We start from the raw sequence: 13,737 nt of genomic DNA on the forward strand, positions 1-13,737 counted from the left end.
ATCCCGGCGCACGCCGGGATCCAGTGACTTTCGCGTCATGGCTGTGAGCCCCTCTTCGCTCTGGAGAAGGGTTCACGATCGGAGCAGAGCGGACATCCGGAGTCGCGCATGACCATCCAGAACCTCGAAGAACTCGAAGGCCTCAAGCGCGCCGGCGCCCTCGTCGCCGGCATCCTCTCGACGATGCGCGAACAGGCGCTGGCCGGGACGACACCGCGCGATCTCGATGCGATCGCCGCCGACATGTTCCGCGATGCCGGTGCGGTCTCCGCGCCGGTGCTGACCTACGGCTTCCCGGCCCAGACCTGCATCAGCGTCAATCGCGTGGTCGCGCACGGCATCCCGACCGGCACGCCGCTGCGCGACGGTGACCTCGTCAACATCGACGTGTCCGCGGCACTCGACGGGTTCTTCGCCGACACCGGTGCGAGCTTCGTCGTCGGCACCGCCGGCGCCGCGCAGCAGCGCCTGCTCGACGCGACCCGCGAAGCGCGCGATGCAGCCATCGCCCAGTTGCGCGCCGGCGAACTGATCAACGGCATCGGCCGCGCCGTCGAAGCCGTGGCCGCGCGCCGCGGCTTCCGGATCATCCGCAACCTGCAGAGCCACGGCGTCGGCCGTGCACTGCACGAGTCGCCCGGCTCGATCCCCGGTTACTACGACCGCCGCGACACGCGTCGCCTGCACGACGGCATGGTCATCACCGTCGAGCCCTTCCTCGCCACCCATGCCACGCGCACCGAAGACCTGGACGACGGCTGGTCGCTGGTCTGTCCGAAGGGGTATGGCGCGCAGTTCGAACACACCGTCGTGGTGACCCACGGCGCCCCGATCATCGTCACCTGAGGCCCGAGCGCATGTCGCCGTCGTTTTCCGAGGCGCTGCGCGCCCGCTGGCAGTCCGCCGATACCCTCGTCTGCGTCGGGCTCGATCCCGAACCGGCGAAGTTTCCCGCGCGTTTCGCGAACGATGCCGACGCGGTGTTCGCATTCTGCCGCGACATCGCCGATGCGACCGCCGAGTTCGCCTGCGCGTTCAAGCCGCAGATCGCGCACTTCGCCGCGCTCGGTGCAGAGGATGCGCTGCAGCGCCTGATCGCGCATCTGCACACCGCGCATCCCGGCGTCCCGGTGATCCTCGACGCCAAGCGTGGCGACATCGGCAGCACCGCGCAGCGCTATGTCGCCGAGGCGTTCGAACGATTCCAGGCCGACGCGGTGACGGTCAATCCCTATCTCGGCCGCGACTCGGTGCAGCCCTTCCTCGACTGCGCCGACAAGGGCGTGGTGATCCTGTGCCGCACCTCGAACCCCGGCGCCGCCGATCTGCAGGACCTGCCGGTCGCGCATGGCGACGGCACGCGTCCGCTGTACCAGCATGTCGCCGAGACCATCGCGCGCGAATGGAATGGCCACGGCAACGTGTCGCTGGTCGTCGGTGCGACCTGGCCCGAACAGCTGCGCGAAGTGCGCGCGATCGTCGGCGACGTGCCGTTCTTGGTACCGGGCGTCGGCGCGCAGGGCGGCGATGTCGAGGCCGTGGTGACGAACGCGAAGACCGCGGACGGCACCGGCCTGATGGTCAGTTCCTCGCGCGCGATCCTGTACGCGTCGAACGGTGACGACTATGCGGATGCGGCAGCGCGCGAAGCGCGGACGTTGCGGGATGCGATCAACCGTGTCCGCTGACAGGCTCCGAGCCCTCCCCCGTCTGCGGGGGAGGGTTGGGTGGGGGCGACCCGGCAGTCGAGGAACACTCGACTATGCGCACCTTGTCCTGCCCTGACGGTTCTCCCCGCAACCGGATCGATGCCCCCATCCCGACCTTCCCCCGCAAGCGGGGGAAGGAGACGTTCCACCTCAGCGCACCTCGACGAACACCGGGTTCGAGTAGAACCACAGGTCCTGCCACGGATCCTCGCCAATCGCATCCATGGTCGGTTCGATCTCCGTAGTCGACGTACCGCGCACACGGACGAAGCCCTGCGCGCGCGGCGTCGGCAGCTCGATCTCGAACGTGATGCGGTCGCCATCCTGCGTCCATTGCGCCGGTCGCACGGTCTGCACCGTCATCTCCGGCTGACCGTCTGCGCCGACCTGTCCCGCGATCACGTCGATGTGGTCGATCGCATTGCGGTCGCCGTTGAAGTTCTTCTCCGCCGGCACCGTGACCGACACGCGCACGGTCAGTTTCGCATCGGTCGCCATGATCAGCGTGCCGCCCATCGTGGCCGTTGCGGCACCTTCGGCCGAGAGCTGCAGATCCAGCGTGTCGATCAGGTCGCCGGTCACCGCGAACACGCGGCCCTGCCGCAGGCCGTCGACGATGTCCTCGGCCTCGTGGCGCGCATGCACGTAGGTCTTGCTGTACTCGCCCGGCCAGTAGTCGGCGCCGCCGATGTCGGCGTTGCGGTGCGAGTCCGAGGTCGCGGTGATCCAGAACCGGCGGCCCTCGGCCAGCATCGAATCCCAGATGCCGCCGACCTGCGCGGTCATCTGGTCGAAGCCGCCGAAGGTCTTCGCCGCATCGTTGCGGTAGAGACCGCGGTGCCGGCGGTCGGCCTGATGACCGGGCGCACCCTCCATGCCGACCAGCACGCCGGGCGCGGTGTCCTGCCAGGCACGCAGTTCGGCCGGTTCGACGCGCCCCCAGGCGCCGACGCCGGTCGCGGTGCGCGAGGGATGATTGACGAACATCAGCGGCCGCGGCTGTAGGCCCTGCATGTGCCGCAGCGCGGCGAGCATCGCCTCCGGGCTTTCGCGTGAGCCGTCGGACACCTCGCTGCGATTGAAGCGCCGTTCGATGTCGACCAGCGTGTCGGCTTCCTGCGCACCGGGGGCGATGATCAGCGACGCATGCTCGGCGGCCGGCACGTCGAACTCCATGCCGTGGAACTGCACGACCTCGGGTACGTCGCGGCGCGCCTGCTGCAGGGCCGGCCAGGCCGAGTCGCGGGTGACATCGGAATGGCCCGGGCCACCGTGATCGGTGTGCACCATCCACGTCAGCCCGTGACGTCGCGCTTCTTCCGCATTGCGCGTGCGCGAGTACGGCGAATCGCCACCGCGGATCGGTGTCGGCGGCGAGGTGCTGTCGTCCCACTTGACGCTCCACTCGCTGTGCACGTGATGATCGCCTGCGAGCCAGCTGCGCGCGCCGGTGTCGTCGGCGGCGTGGACGTGGCCGACGCAGGCGGTCAGCAGCAGGGACAGTGCGGTGCGACGCGCGCACGCAGCGCGGGAAACGCGGAAGATTCGGGGCATGGAGAATTCGGGCAGTGGAAGGACGACGCTAGACATCGCGACCGCACATTCCAGCGCATCCCTGTGTCATGTCGATGACGCGAAGTCTCGATCAGGCGCCGGCGTCGGCCCGCACGTCGAATACCTGCCGCAGATAGGCGAGATAGCCCGCGTCGTCGCACATGCTCTTGCCTGGAGAATCGCTGAGCTTGGCGACCGGCTGGCCGTTGCAGCGGACCATCTTGATCACGATGTTGAGCGGCGTCGGTCCGAGATCGTTGGTCAGATGCGTGCCGACGCCGAAGGCCAGTCGGCAGCGACCGCGAAAGTACGCGTACAGCCGCTTGACCTTGTCGATGTCCAGGCCATCGCTGAAGACCAGGATCTTGCTCGTCGGGTCGACGCGGTTGGCGGCGAAGTGCGCGAGCATGCGGTCGCCCCAGTCGAAGGGGTCCCCCGAATCGTGGCGCACGCCATCGAAGAGCTTGCAGAAATACAGGTCGAAATCGCGCAGGAAGGCATCGGTGCCGACCACGTCCGACAAGGCGATGCCCAGATCACCGCGGTACTCGTGCGCCCAGGCTTCCAGCGCCACGACCTGCGAATCGCGCAGCCGCGGCCCCAGCGCCTGGAAGGCCTGCAGATACTCGTGCGCCATCGTGCCGTGTGGCGTCAGCCCATGCTTGCGCGCGAGATGCACGTTGCTGGTGCCGACGAACTGGTCGCCCAGCGCATCGCGCAGCCGCGGCAGCATGTGGTCGTGCCAGCGGCCCGAATAGCGCCGTCGCGTGCCGTAGTCGGCGATGCGGCAGTCCTCGAACCCCGGCGCATCGCGCAACAGCGCGGCCTTGGCCTGCAGGCGCCGCTCGCCCTCTGCAAAGTCCGCCTCGGACGTGTTGCGGAACCAGATCTCGTTGATGATCGCCAGCAGCGGCACTTCGAACAGGATGGTGTGCAGCCACGGTCCGGTGATCTCGAGTTCGAGTTCGCCGGGCACGTCGGTCGATGCGCGCAGCGCGATGTACTTGCGATCGAGATGGAACAGGCCGAGGAAGTCGGCGAAGTCCGGCTTCACGAAGCGCAGGCCACGCACGTAGTCCAGCTCCCCGGCACTGAAGCGCAGCGTGCACAGCGCATCGATCTCGGCGTCGATCTGGTCGATGTAACGCGCCAGATCGATGCCGGGCGTGCGGCACCTGAAGCGGTACTGCACGATCGCGCCGGGATGCTGGTGCAGCACCGCCTGCATCATCGTGAACTTGTACAGGTCGGTATCGAGCAGTGATTCGATGACGGCCATCAGCCCGGCCCTCCCGTCGTCGCCAGGCGCCGCAGCACCGCCAGCGGAAACCGCGCCCAGATCATCGTCCACACCGCGACACGCTGCGGCCACGTGCGCGACGCGGCCTCGAACTTGCCGAAATAGCGCCACAGGCCACGATGCTTGTGCCATTCCACGAAGACCGGGCGCGAGCGGCTCGAGACGCCGCGCACGTGCAGCACGGCGATGTCGTTGGCGACCGCGACGACCGCGCCCGCCGCGCGCGCGCGACGGCACAGGTCGAGATCCTCGGCGTGCAGACGGTAGCCGGTATCGAAGCCGTCGATGCGGTCGAACAGCGTGCGTGGCAACAGCATCAGTGCCCCGGAGACCGCCTCGACGCGCTGCAGCCCTTGCGCGGGGTCCTGCGCGACGGCGAGCACGCGGGCACCGGCGTTGCGGAGCATCGCGACGAAGTCGGGATCGCGACGTCGTGCAGCCGGGTCCTGCGCGCCGTCCTCGCCGATCAATGCGGTGCCGAGGAGACAGTCGGCGTCGAGCGTCCGCGCGTGCGCACGCAGGCGCGACAGGCTGTCGCCATCGACCAGCAGATCCGGATTGACAAAGGCGATCCACGCGGCGTCCGCATCGCGCGCGCCCTGGTTGCAGGCAACCGCGAAGCCGGGGTTGTCGGGATTGCCGATGAAGCGCACGCGCGGATCGAGCGAGGCGTGGCGCTGGACGATGCCGAGCGTCGCATCATCGGACGCGTTGTCGACCACGCGGATCTGCGCCACGCCAGCCGCCGCGCGCAGGCGCGACAGGCACGCGTCGATCGTGCTGCCGCTGCGATGGGTGACGACGACGGCGACGATGTCGGGGGAGTCGGGGGTGGCGGCAGTCACTGCGTGGGATCTTGGGCGGCGGGCGTCGCGCTGGGCGGCGCGGTATTGTCCGCCCGATCGGGTGGTGCCGGCGTGTCGTGCGGCATGTCGGCTGCCACCGGATCGGCCTCGCTGCCGATCGCGTCGGCGTCGAACAGTTGCTGCTGCGCCGGCGCGTCGTCCAGCGCATCGAAGCCCTGCTGCAGCGCGAGGCGCGTGGCGTACAGCGGATCGCCCATCAGGAAGGTCGCCAGCCGCGAATGCCAAGCCGGCCAGCGCACCGCCAGCGCATCCATGTCGCCGTCGGCCGGGCCGCCTTCACCGCCGCGCGCCACGAAGGCGGTTTCGCACAGCGCATTGCGCCATCCAAGCCCGGCCATGCGCAGCGACAGGTCGATCAGCGCGGCGTACCAGGACCGGTAGCTCGACGCGTCGAGCCCGCCGGCCTTGCGCCGCGCGTTGCCACGCAGCAGCACCGCATGGCCGATGGCCGCGGGCAGTTCGGGATACAGCGGCGGCAGCGCGCGGCATGCACGCGCCAGCCGCGCGATGTCGTCGGGAACCGGGTTGATCTCGCCGATGCGCGGCCACGCCGCCGCCTCGCCCGCGTTGCACCAGGGCGTTGCGGTCGCGATCGACGCATCGCGCGCGAAACACGCGGCGAGCGCATTCGCCCAGCCGGGCGCGGGAATCGCGTCTGGCGCCAGCACGATGACGTCGGCATCGCCGCAGGCACGCAGCACGTCGTCGAGATGCGCGACCTCGCCGATCGAGCGCTGCCGGCAGGTGTAGTCGGCCTGCAATGCCGTGCGCGCCAGCCAGCGCTGCACGATCTCCGCGCCACGCGGCCCGATCCGCGCATCGTCGGCCAGCCAGATCCGCGTGCCGGCCGGCGTGCCGGCATCGAGCGCCGCCAGGCACGCGTCGAGCGCGTCGTCATCGTGCCCGACCGGCAGCAGGATCACCGGCAGCTCAGCCATGCGCCGCCTCCGTGCGCATCGCCGGCGTCAGTCCTGCGTGCGCTGGATCGGCTGCAGCGCGCGGAAGCGACGCCCGTACTCGTCGGTCAGCTGCCGCGCCTCGAGCGGATTGCGCACGATGGTCGGCGTCAGCAGGACGATGACTTCGCTGCGTTCGGTGCGCGAGCTCTGACGGCCGAACAGTCCCCCGATCACGGGAATCCTGCTCAGCCCCGGAAAGCCGGCGGACACCCGACCGACGTCGTCGCGAATCAATCCGGCGAGCATCACCGTGTCCCCGGCCTGCACAGCAGCCTCGGTTTTCAACCGTCGGGTGTCGATGCGGACGTTGCCCTGCGGATCTGCGGTGTTCTGCGGCTGCGGTGAACTGACTTCCTGCACGATGTCGAGGAACACCATGCCGTCGCGGGTGACGCGCGGGCGCACCTTGAGGATGGTGCCGGTCTCGATGTACTGGACCTGGGTGTACTGGCTGTCGCCAAGGATGGGATTCACGCTGCTGGATGCGATCGGAATGCTTGCACCCACATTGAACTCGGCCATCGCGTTGTTGCGTACGAAGACGGAAGGCGACTGCAGGATCTGCACATCCGTCACCTCGTCGAGCGCGCTCACGACCGCCGCAGCATTGCGCCCGAGGAATGTCCAGCCCAGGCCAGCCGGACCCGCGCCGGTTTCGACACCTGTAATCGCACCAGCGATGCCGTCCCACGTGGTGCGGCCAACGGCGTTGGGAAGCCCCGCGTCGGTGACCGCGCGCTCGAAGAACCAGTTCACGCCGTACTGCAGATCGCCACTCAACGCGACCTCCACCACCTGCGCCTCGATGTGCACCTGCGCCGGCATCACATCCAGCCGCTCGACCACATCGCGAATCGAACGCCACGCCGCCGGCGTCGTGCGCACCAGCAGCGTGTTGGTCTCGTCGACCGCCGACACGCCGACGCGGTCGCCTTCGACTTCCAGCGTCACGCTGCTCGGGCCGTCCTGCTGCTCGCTGAGCTGCATCTGGCCCAGGTCGCCACCGCCGCCACTTCCGCCACGACTGCCGCCGCGCCCCATCCCCGAGGTGCCGCCGCGGTTGTTGCTGCCGAGCCCGGAACTGCTGCCACTGTCGAGCCCCGAGCTGCCGTCGGTCCCGCCGGTGCGCAGCGTGTTGCCGGTCAGCCCGGGCATCAGCGAGGCGGCATCCTGCCCGCCGCTGCTGCCACTGCCGCCGCCGAATACTTCCGACAGGCGCTGCGCGAGTTCGCGGGCCTTGATGAACTTCAGTTCGTAGGAGAACAGCTTCGGTTCCTGGCCGGCATTGTCGATGCGCTCGAGCCACTGCTGGATCTCGCCCAGGTAGTCCGCCTGCGGCGTGATCACCAGCACCGCGTTCGCGCCTTCCAGCGGCATGAACCGGAACATGCCCGACACCGGCGATTCGCTGTCCTGGCCGAACACCTTTTCCAGATCGGCGACGACCTGCGTGGCCTTGCCCGACTGCAGCGGGAACACGCCGACCGACATGCCCGACAGCCAGTCGACGTCGAAGATCTCGATCGTGCGCAGGTAGTTCTCGAGTTCCGAGCGGCTGCCCGAGATGGTGATGACGTTGCGCGCGTTGTCGGCGCTGACGATGGCGTTCGGACGCGCGTAGGGCTCGAGCACCTTTTCCATCTCCGTCGCGGAGATGTAGCGCAGCGGCACGGTGCGCACCTCGAAGCCGCGCGCGGCCACGGCGCCGCCGGTCCGCGGCGCGACGGTGCCGGTGGCCAGCGCGGTGTCGGCGGCGACGATGTTGTAACGGCCGTCGGCGTAGATCATGCGGGCGTTGTTCCAGCCCAGCACCATCTCCAGCAGGCTCAGCGCCTGCGCCGGACTCACCGGCTGCGGCGTCGCCAGCGTCACCGTGCCCTGCACCTCCGGCGCGATGACGTAGTTCTGGCCGAGCATGTCGCCGAGGATGGCCTTGGCCACCGCGTGCACGGACTCGCCCTCGAAATTGAACGAGGCCTGCCCGGTCGTGCCACCCAGCGACGGTGCGGCCGCGGAGGCCGCACGCTGGTTGAGCACGGTGCCGCTGCCGCGACGGATCTGCGGCTGCGGACGCTCCTCGTCGGCGAGCAGCGGCTGCGTGCGCGCGCCGGTCGTCGATGCACCGTCAGTGTCGCCGGCGGCCACGCCCTGGCGCAGATCGGCATCGCGGCGCATCGACGCGGTCGGCGCGGTGGCGCAGCCGGCGAGCAGCGCAAGGCCGGTGCCGATGGCGATGGCACGGAGATGGAGGGCTGGCGTCATGGATGGCTTCATCGACGGGTCTATTGAGTCGGAGAGGTGGACGGCTGCTGTTGCTGCTGGCGCAGGCGCGCGCGCCGTTCTTCGATGCGGCGACGGATCGCCTCGACCTGCGCCTCGGACGGGCCGGCCGACGGTGCGGTTTCGGCGGTGGCGCTGGAACCGGGCACGGCCGACGCTTGGCGGCCCGGACTGCTGCCCGCCTGCGCGCTGCCGCTCTGCGTGCCGGTACCCGGCGCTGCGCGCGCCGCGGCGTCCGCGGTCTGCTGCGCCGCGCGCGCGGCCTGCTCCGGCGTCGGCGGCGGACGCGATGCGGCTTGTGCGGCGGGGCGACCGTCCGGCGAGGGCACCGGCGTCATCGGTGTCGGCGGCTGGCCGCCGGTGCCGTCGAACACGCGCAGCTCCAGCGTGCGCGGGCCTTCGGGCGTGTTGAACACCACGCTGCGCGTGTCGACCGAGTCGAGCAGCCAGTTCGACGCTTCCGGCGGCGCCTCGCCGATCTTCAGGCGGATCGAATCGCCGCCACCGCTGGGCTGCAGGATCGCCAGCGCGAAGTCCGGCGTGCGCAGCACGCTGGTCAGCACGTAGTCGAAGCCGTTGCCGCCCTCGCCTTCGTCCTGCGGATCGATGAAGAACGGTTGCGGGCGACGGTCGCTGGTGAACAGCGGACGGGCGGCAACTTCGCCGAACGCCGACAGCGGCGGCGCCGGTGCGACCTCCGCCGGCGCCGGGCCGACGGGCGCGGCCGCGCTGCCATCGTCCTCCGGCGTGCCCAGGCGGCTGCCGAGGCCGGCCAGCGCGAGCAGCGCGAACAGCAGCGCCCAGCTGCCGACCGCGGCGGTCAGCCAGGTGCGCGCGTTGGTGGCGTCAATCCGCATCGGCGTCTCCGGCTGCGGGCTGTGCACGCGCCGCATTGCGGGCATTGCCCGCGGGCGCGGCGCCCGGCGGCGGGAGCACGTAGCCGGACAGATCGAAACTCACGTCGATGCCGCCGCTGCTCGCGCCTGCCGCCAGCTGGTGGCGCTGGCTGAGGATGTTGAGGTTGTCGACGAACAGGCGTGGCGTGCCGGTCTCCAGCGAATGCAGCACCGCGGCGAGCTCGGGGTTGCCGCAGCGCAGGCGCACCTGCACGGTCGCGCGCGGGTACTTGTCGTTGCGCTGGCCGGCGATCGGCGAGCGGTTGCTGATCGCACAGCTGCGATTGCCCGGGCTGGCGTCGAGCACCGCGCTTTCCAGACGCTGCACCAGCGCCGCGGTCGCGAGTTCGACACCGGCCTGCGGCATGAAGCCGGGCGTGTCCGCCATCGCCGCGCGCGCGCGTTCGAGTTCGGCGCGGACCTGCGGCGCCTGCTCGAGTTCGCGGCGGATGCGCAGCTCGCGCTCCTGCAGGGTATCGATGCGCGATCCCAGTTCGCGCATCGGCTGCGTCCACCACGGATGGATCAGCAGCAGATAGCCGAGCAGCAGCACGCCCAGCAGCAGCGCCAGTGCCAGCCAGCGGTCGCGGGCCGATACGGACCTATCGGGCATCGTCCGCACGCACGGGCTCCTGTGGAGTGGAAGCGGCCGCCGGCGCATCCGCAGGCGGCGGCACCAGTTCGGCGGTCAGGGTGAAGCGGTCGGCGCGCGAGCGCGGGTCGTTCTGCAGCGCACCGGCCAGGGCGGGCGCCTTCCACAGCGACGAGCCGGACAGCTGCCCGACGAGCGCGGAGGCTTCGGTGCTCAGGCCGATCAGCAGCACGCGATCCCCCTCGATCGCGGCCTTTTCGAGCGAGGTCGAATCGGGCAGGCGCCGGGCGAGTTCGTCGAGCACCGCGACGGTCAGCGGTCGCGCGGCACGCTGCGCCTGCAGGAAGGCCATCCCTTCGCGCAGGTCGGTCAGCTGCTGGCGCTGCGCGGACGCGGCGCGCGCACGCGTGGCTTCGGACGCGACGCGCGCCTCGAGCGCATCCGCCGCGGCGCTGCGGTTCTCGCGCATCTGCCACAGGCCGAAGGCGGTCAGCAGCACGGCGATGCCGGCGATCAGGATCTGCACGCGGCGCTGCGGGTCCTCGCGGCGACGCCGACGCGCATCGTCGATCAGGTTGACGCCCAGCGGGCCGGTCTCGCCTTCGAGGTCGATACCGGCGAGCGTCGGCGCCAGCGGCCCCAGCGCCGCGAGTTGCGCGTCGATCACCGCGCGCGGCACCACGACCAGTTCCACGTCGATCTGGCCATCGCCGCGACGACCGAGCACGCGATGGTCGTAACGCACGTCCGCCGCGGCGAACGGTGTCTGCCGGTCGATTTCAAAGCTCAGCACGTCGTGCAGGCGGTCGCCGGCCGCTTCGGGCAGGGTCATGCGGCGACGCAGCCCGGTACGGGCGGGCAGCAGTAGCCACCGCTGCAGATCGATGGTGCGCGCAGCCAGCAGCGCCGCCAGCGGATCGCTGCTGTCATCGAGCGCGGCGCGCGGCACCTGCGCCAGATCGCGCACGCCGTTCGCATCCTGCAGCTGCAGGGCGATGTCGCTGCCTGGGCCGGCCAGCAGCAGGCGCCGGCTGGCGAGTCCGAAGACCTCGCGCACGCGCACCGGCAACCACGCTGCGAGCGACGTGCCCCACCACGACAGGAAACCGCGCAGGCGCGCCGACGTGCGGCCGTCGATGCGCCAGGCGCGACGGCCGGGCGCGGTCTCGCCCGTGGATGCGGGTGTTGCGGACATCATCGTGGTGACGCTCCTTCCTCCCAACGCAGCACGCTGTACGCCGTGCCCGGGACGGCGCCACCGCCGGTCCTGATCACCGCTCGCAACCGCGCACTGCGTCCCTCCGGGAGCCGCGCGAGGCTCTCGATACTATACGTGCCGCTGCCGCTCCCCAGCAGCGCGCCCATCAGCTGCGCACCCACCGCCTCGCGGGCCGCGAGGATGGGATCGGCCTCGACACCCGTCGCCTGCAGCACCGGCGCGGCAGCAAATTGCGGGTCGGGCGACGGCAGGCGGCTGTAGATGGTCAGGTACGACGACACGGCCTCGAACAGGGCCGGCGTCATGCCCAGCACCTGTTCCACCTCGGCCACGCTTTCGAAGGGCGCGTTCTTGGCGCCGTAAGGACGTCCGGCGCTCGCGTAATCGGCGGCCTCGGCGCCGCCGGTGATCTGCACGAAGTCATCGCCGTCGCGCCAGTCGACGATCGCACCGGCGACCTGAAGCGCCACGTCCGGCTCCGCGCCCGTCGCCTGCAGCAGGGCGGCGATCAGCGTGCCGTCGGCCGCGTTGAGATCGACCTTGCCGGTCTCGTCGACGATGCGCACGTCCACGGCGACGTCGTGGAAGCGCCACGCGTAGGGCCGGCCGTCGGGCTGCCACTGCAATGCCGGGTCGTCCATCGCCAGACGCGTCAGCGCGTATTCGAGCCCGGCGCGCGCCGCCTGGTCGGCCGCGACGCCGCGGTACAGCACCCGCCCCTGCTGCTGCTCGATGCGCGCGGTCAGTGCGAAGGCACCGACCAGCGCGGCCAGCAGCGTGATGAGCCACAGCACCAGCAGCAGCGCGGCCCCGCGGTGCGATCGCAGGCTCACGGCGCCGGCACCGCATTGCCGGCTTGGCCGGTGCCCTGCGGCAGCGTGACGACGAGCGTGGGCCAGACACCGTCGCGTTCGGTTTCGATCACCACTTCCACCTGTAAGGGCAGCGACGCCGGACCCCAGCGCTCCTGCCAGCCACCGAGCGCGCCGGTGTCGTCGAACCCGCGGTAGCGCAGGCGCAGCTCGACCAGGTCGTCGACCAGGGGTTCGGGTGGACGCGGCGTGTCCAGCTCGATGGTGCGTCCGGTCATCACCATGCCGAACGCGACGGTGAGCCGTTGCGACCGGCCCGCCTCGTCCACGGCGATGTCGTGCAGATGTGGGCCGCCCTGGCCCAGATAGTTCGGCAGGTCGGCCACGAAGCGCAGCCGTTGTGGCTCGCCGACGAACTGCGAGATCTCGCCGGTGTTCGCGTCGGTCTGGAACGCGATCTGCTGCGCGGATGCGATGCGCCGGCGCAGGAAGCCTTCCACGGCGCGGATGCGCTCGCTGCGCTGGGCCAGCGCCTCGCCGCGGTCGACGGTCGCGGTGGCCGCGCGGAGCGTCGTCAGTGCCAGCGCCAGACCCGCCGCCAGCAGCACAGTCGCCAGCAATACTTCGATCAGGGTGAACCCGCGCGCGTGCTTCATGGCAGAAGCGGCCCCGCCACATCAGGTGTGCGCAGGCGCAGCGTGTGCACCTGCAGGCGCTCGCGCGGGCCACGCTCGCCCCAGTCCACGTCCAGTGCGATCTCGAACAGCTGCTGCCCGGCTGGATCGACCAGCGCCGGCGGCAACGCGGGATCGACGTACGGCGTGATCTCGAGCGCCCAGCGGTAGCGACCGTCCTCGAATGTGCCGTCCGCGCGACCGGGCACGACCGGCATCTCGATGCCCAGTCCGTCCAGCAGCGATTGCGCATGCAGCGCGGCGCGGCCCGAATCGGCCGCCCAGCGCACCTGGCGCGTGCCGTTCGACAACGTGCCCAGCAACAGCATCAATGCGACGCCCAGCACCGCGAAGGCCACGATGACTTCGATCAGCGTGTAGCCGCGCTGGCGCCCGCGCGTCATTCGTCTGCGGCGCCGCGCTTGAGTCGCACTTCGCCGGTCAGCCAGGCCACGTCGACCTGCCAGGCCGCATCGCGCAGCAGCACACGTACCCGGCCACCGGTGGCGGCGCCGTCGGCGAAGAACTGGATCACGCCCTCGGTCTCGCCGGCCTGCAGTTCGCGCGCGCCGGTGAACTCGATCTGCAGCGTGTCGGGGATCGTGCCGTGGCGGCCATTCGGCGCCTGCCAGGTGCGCGCCTGCGGATCGAGCACGAAGCGCTGCGGCTCGCCGGTCGCGATCGCCTGCGCCCGGGTGTAGCGCAGCTGCGCGGCGATGGTCTTGGCGGTCGACTGCAGCGCGATGCGATCGAAACCGCCGGTCATCGCGGCCGCCGCGAGCATGCCGGCCGCGGCGATCAGACCGACGACCAGCAGCATTTCCAGCAGCGAGAAACCGCGGACCCTGGCGAAGCGGGACGACATCTGGCGCAACC

14 protein-coding genes are annotated in these 13,737 nt (G+C 70.5%); 2 read left to right on the forward strand and 12 right to left on the reverse strand.

Annotation, left to right across the window (positions count from 1 at the left end):
* Positions 1–108 precede the first annotated feature (108 nt).
* Together map and pyrF are read left to right on the forward strand one after the other, a co-directional pair.
* Positions 109–846, forward strand: a complete 738-nt coding sequence (gene map, locus E2F49_RS08370; protein WP_133393370.1) for a type I methionyl aminopeptidase — start codon at positions 109–111, stop codon at positions 844–846.
* An 11-nt stretch (positions 847–857) separates the two neighbouring features.
* Positions 858–1,688: an orotidine-5'-phosphate decarboxylase gene (gene pyrF, locus E2F49_RS08375; RefSeq protein ID WP_133393371.1), complete on the forward strand. Its 831-nt coding sequence runs from the start codon at positions 858–860 to the stop codon at positions 1,686–1,688.
* A 171-nt stretch (positions 1,689–1,859) separates the two neighbouring features.
* Here the strand turns inward: pyrF and E2F49_RS08380 are convergent, their stop codons facing one another.
* The 12 genes from E2F49_RS08380 to xpsH form a co-directional block, all read right to left on the reverse strand.
* Complete coding sequence (locus tag E2F49_RS08380) at positions 1,860–3,263, reverse strand: hypothetical protein (protein ID WP_133393372.1); 1,404 nt, start codon at positions 3,261–3,263, stop codon at positions 1,860–1,862.
* Between the two features lie 91 nt (positions 3,264–3,354).
* Positions 3,355–4,542: a nicotinate phosphoribosyltransferase gene (gene pncB / locus E2F49_RS08385; RefSeq protein ID WP_133393373.1), complete on the reverse strand. Its 1,188-nt coding sequence runs from the start codon at positions 4,540–4,542 to the stop codon at positions 3,355–3,357.
* Positions 4,542–5,408, reverse strand: a complete 867-nt coding sequence (locus tag E2F49_RS08390) for a glycosyltransferase (RefSeq protein WP_243713516.1) — start codon at positions 5,406–5,408, stop codon at positions 4,542–4,544. Before E2F49_RS08390 ends, pncB begins: the two co-directional genes overlap by 1 nt.
* Positions 5,405–6,367 carry a glycosyltransferase family 2 protein gene (locus tag E2F49_RS08395; RefSeq protein ID WP_425481346.1) on the reverse strand — a complete coding sequence of 321 codons (963 nt, stop codon included), beginning with the start codon at positions 6,365–6,367 and terminating at the stop codon, positions 5,405–5,407. Before E2F49_RS08395 ends, E2F49_RS08390 begins: the two co-directional genes overlap by 4 nt.
* Before the next feature lie 27 nt (positions 6,368–6,394).
* The gene (gene gspD, locus E2F49_RS08400) at positions 6,395–8,662 is read right to left on the reverse strand and encodes a type II secretion system secretin GspD (protein ID WP_133393374.1); all 2,268 of its coding nucleotides are present in this window, start codon (positions 8,660–8,662) and stop codon (positions 6,395–6,397) included.
* A gap of 8 nt (positions 8,663–8,670) precedes the next feature.
* On the reverse strand, positions 8,671–9,525 hold the full coding sequence (locus E2F49_RS08405; RefSeq protein WP_133393375.1) for a general secretion pathway protein GspN: 855 nt from the start codon (positions 9,523–9,525) through the stop codon (positions 8,671–8,673).
* Complete coding sequence (gene gspM, locus E2F49_RS08410; protein ID WP_133393376.1) at positions 9,515–10,177, reverse strand: type II secretion system protein GspM; 663 nt, start codon at positions 10,175–10,177, stop codon at positions 9,515–9,517. The genes E2F49_RS08405 and gspM overlap by 11 nt, the downstream gene beginning before the upstream one ends.
* Positions 10,167–11,351, reverse strand: coding sequence for a PilN domain-containing protein (locus E2F49_RS08415; protein ID WP_133393377.1), 1,185 nt, complete (start codon positions 11,349–11,351; stop codon positions 10,167–10,169). Before E2F49_RS08415 ends, gspM begins: the two co-directional genes overlap by 11 nt.
* Positions 11,351–12,202 carry a type II secretion system minor pseudopilin gene (locus E2F49_RS08420; protein ID WP_133393513.1) on the reverse strand — a complete coding sequence of 284 codons (852 nt, stop codon included), beginning with the start codon at positions 12,200–12,202 and terminating at the stop codon, positions 11,351–11,353. The genes E2F49_RS08415 and E2F49_RS08420 overlap by 1 nt, the downstream gene beginning before the upstream one ends.
* 2 nt (positions 12,203–12,204) lie before the next feature.
* Complete coding sequence (locus E2F49_RS08425; protein ID WP_133393378.1) at positions 12,205–12,843, reverse strand: prepilin-type N-terminal cleavage/methylation domain-containing protein; 639 nt, start codon at positions 12,841–12,843, stop codon at positions 12,205–12,207.
* On the reverse strand, positions 12,840–13,265 hold the full coding sequence (xpsI, locus tag E2F49_RS08430; protein ID WP_133393379.1) for a type II secretion system protein XpsI: 426 nt from the start codon (positions 13,263–13,265) through the stop codon (positions 12,840–12,842). Before xpsI ends, E2F49_RS08425 begins: the two co-directional genes overlap by 4 nt.
* Positions 13,262–13,726, reverse strand: coding sequence for a type II secretion system protein XpsH (gene xpsH, locus E2F49_RS08435; protein WP_243713517.1), 465 nt, complete (start codon positions 13,724–13,726; stop codon positions 13,262–13,264). The genes xpsI and xpsH overlap by 4 nt, the downstream gene beginning before the upstream one ends.
* Positions 13,727–13,737 lie beyond the last annotated feature (11 nt).

The sequence above is a fragment of the Luteimonas terrae genome, from assembly GCF_004358165.1.
In the GTDB taxonomy this organism is placed as follows: Bacteria; Pseudomonadota; Gammaproteobacteria; order Xanthomonadales; family Xanthomonadaceae; genus Luteimonas; species Luteimonas terrae.

Coding starts and splice junctions, on each gene's coding strand:
- E2F49_RS08425 (WP_133393378.1), bottom strand. CDS start 12,843: ATGAAGCACGCGCGCGGGTTCACCCTGATCGAAGTATTGCTGGCGACT.
- E2F49_RS08415 (WP_133393377.1), bottom strand. CDS start 11,351: ATGTCCGCAACACCCGCATCCACGGGCGAGACCGCGCCCGGCCGTCGC.
- xpsI (WP_133393379.1), bottom strand. CDS start 13,265: ATGACGCGCGGGCGCCAGCGCGGCTACACGCTGATCGAAGTCATCGTG.
- pyrF (WP_133393371.1), top strand. CDS start 858: ATGTCGCCGTCGTTTTCCGAGGCGCTGCGCGCCCGCTGGCAGTCCGCC.
- gspM (WP_133393376.1), bottom strand. CDS start 10,177: ATGCCCGATAGGTCCGTATCGGCCCGCGACCGCTGGCTGGCACTGGCG.
- map (WP_133393370.1), top strand. CDS start 109: ATGACCATCCAGAACCTCGAAGAACTCGAAGGCCTCAAGCGCGCCGGC.
- E2F49_RS08395 (WP_425481346.1), bottom strand. CDS start 6,367: ATGGCTGAGCTGCCGGTGATCCTGCTGCCGGTCGGGCACGATGACGAC.
- gspD (WP_133393374.1), bottom strand. CDS start 8,662: ATGAAGCCATCCATGACGCCAGCCCTCCATCTCCGTGCCATCGCCATC.
- xpsH (WP_243713517.1), bottom strand. CDS start 13,726: ATGTCGTCCCGCTTCGCCAGGGTCCGCGGTTTCTCGCTGCTGGAAATG.
- E2F49_RS08380 (WP_133393372.1), bottom strand. CDS start 3,263: ATGCCCCGAATCTTCCGCGTTTCCCGCGCTGCGTGCGCGCGTCGCACC.
- E2F49_RS08405 (WP_133393375.1), bottom strand. CDS start 9,525: ATGCGGATTGACGCCACCAACGCGCGCACCTGGCTGACCGCCGCGGTC.
- pncB (WP_133393373.1), bottom strand. CDS start 4,542: ATGGCCGTCATCGAATCACTGCTCGATACCGACCTGTACAAGTTCACG.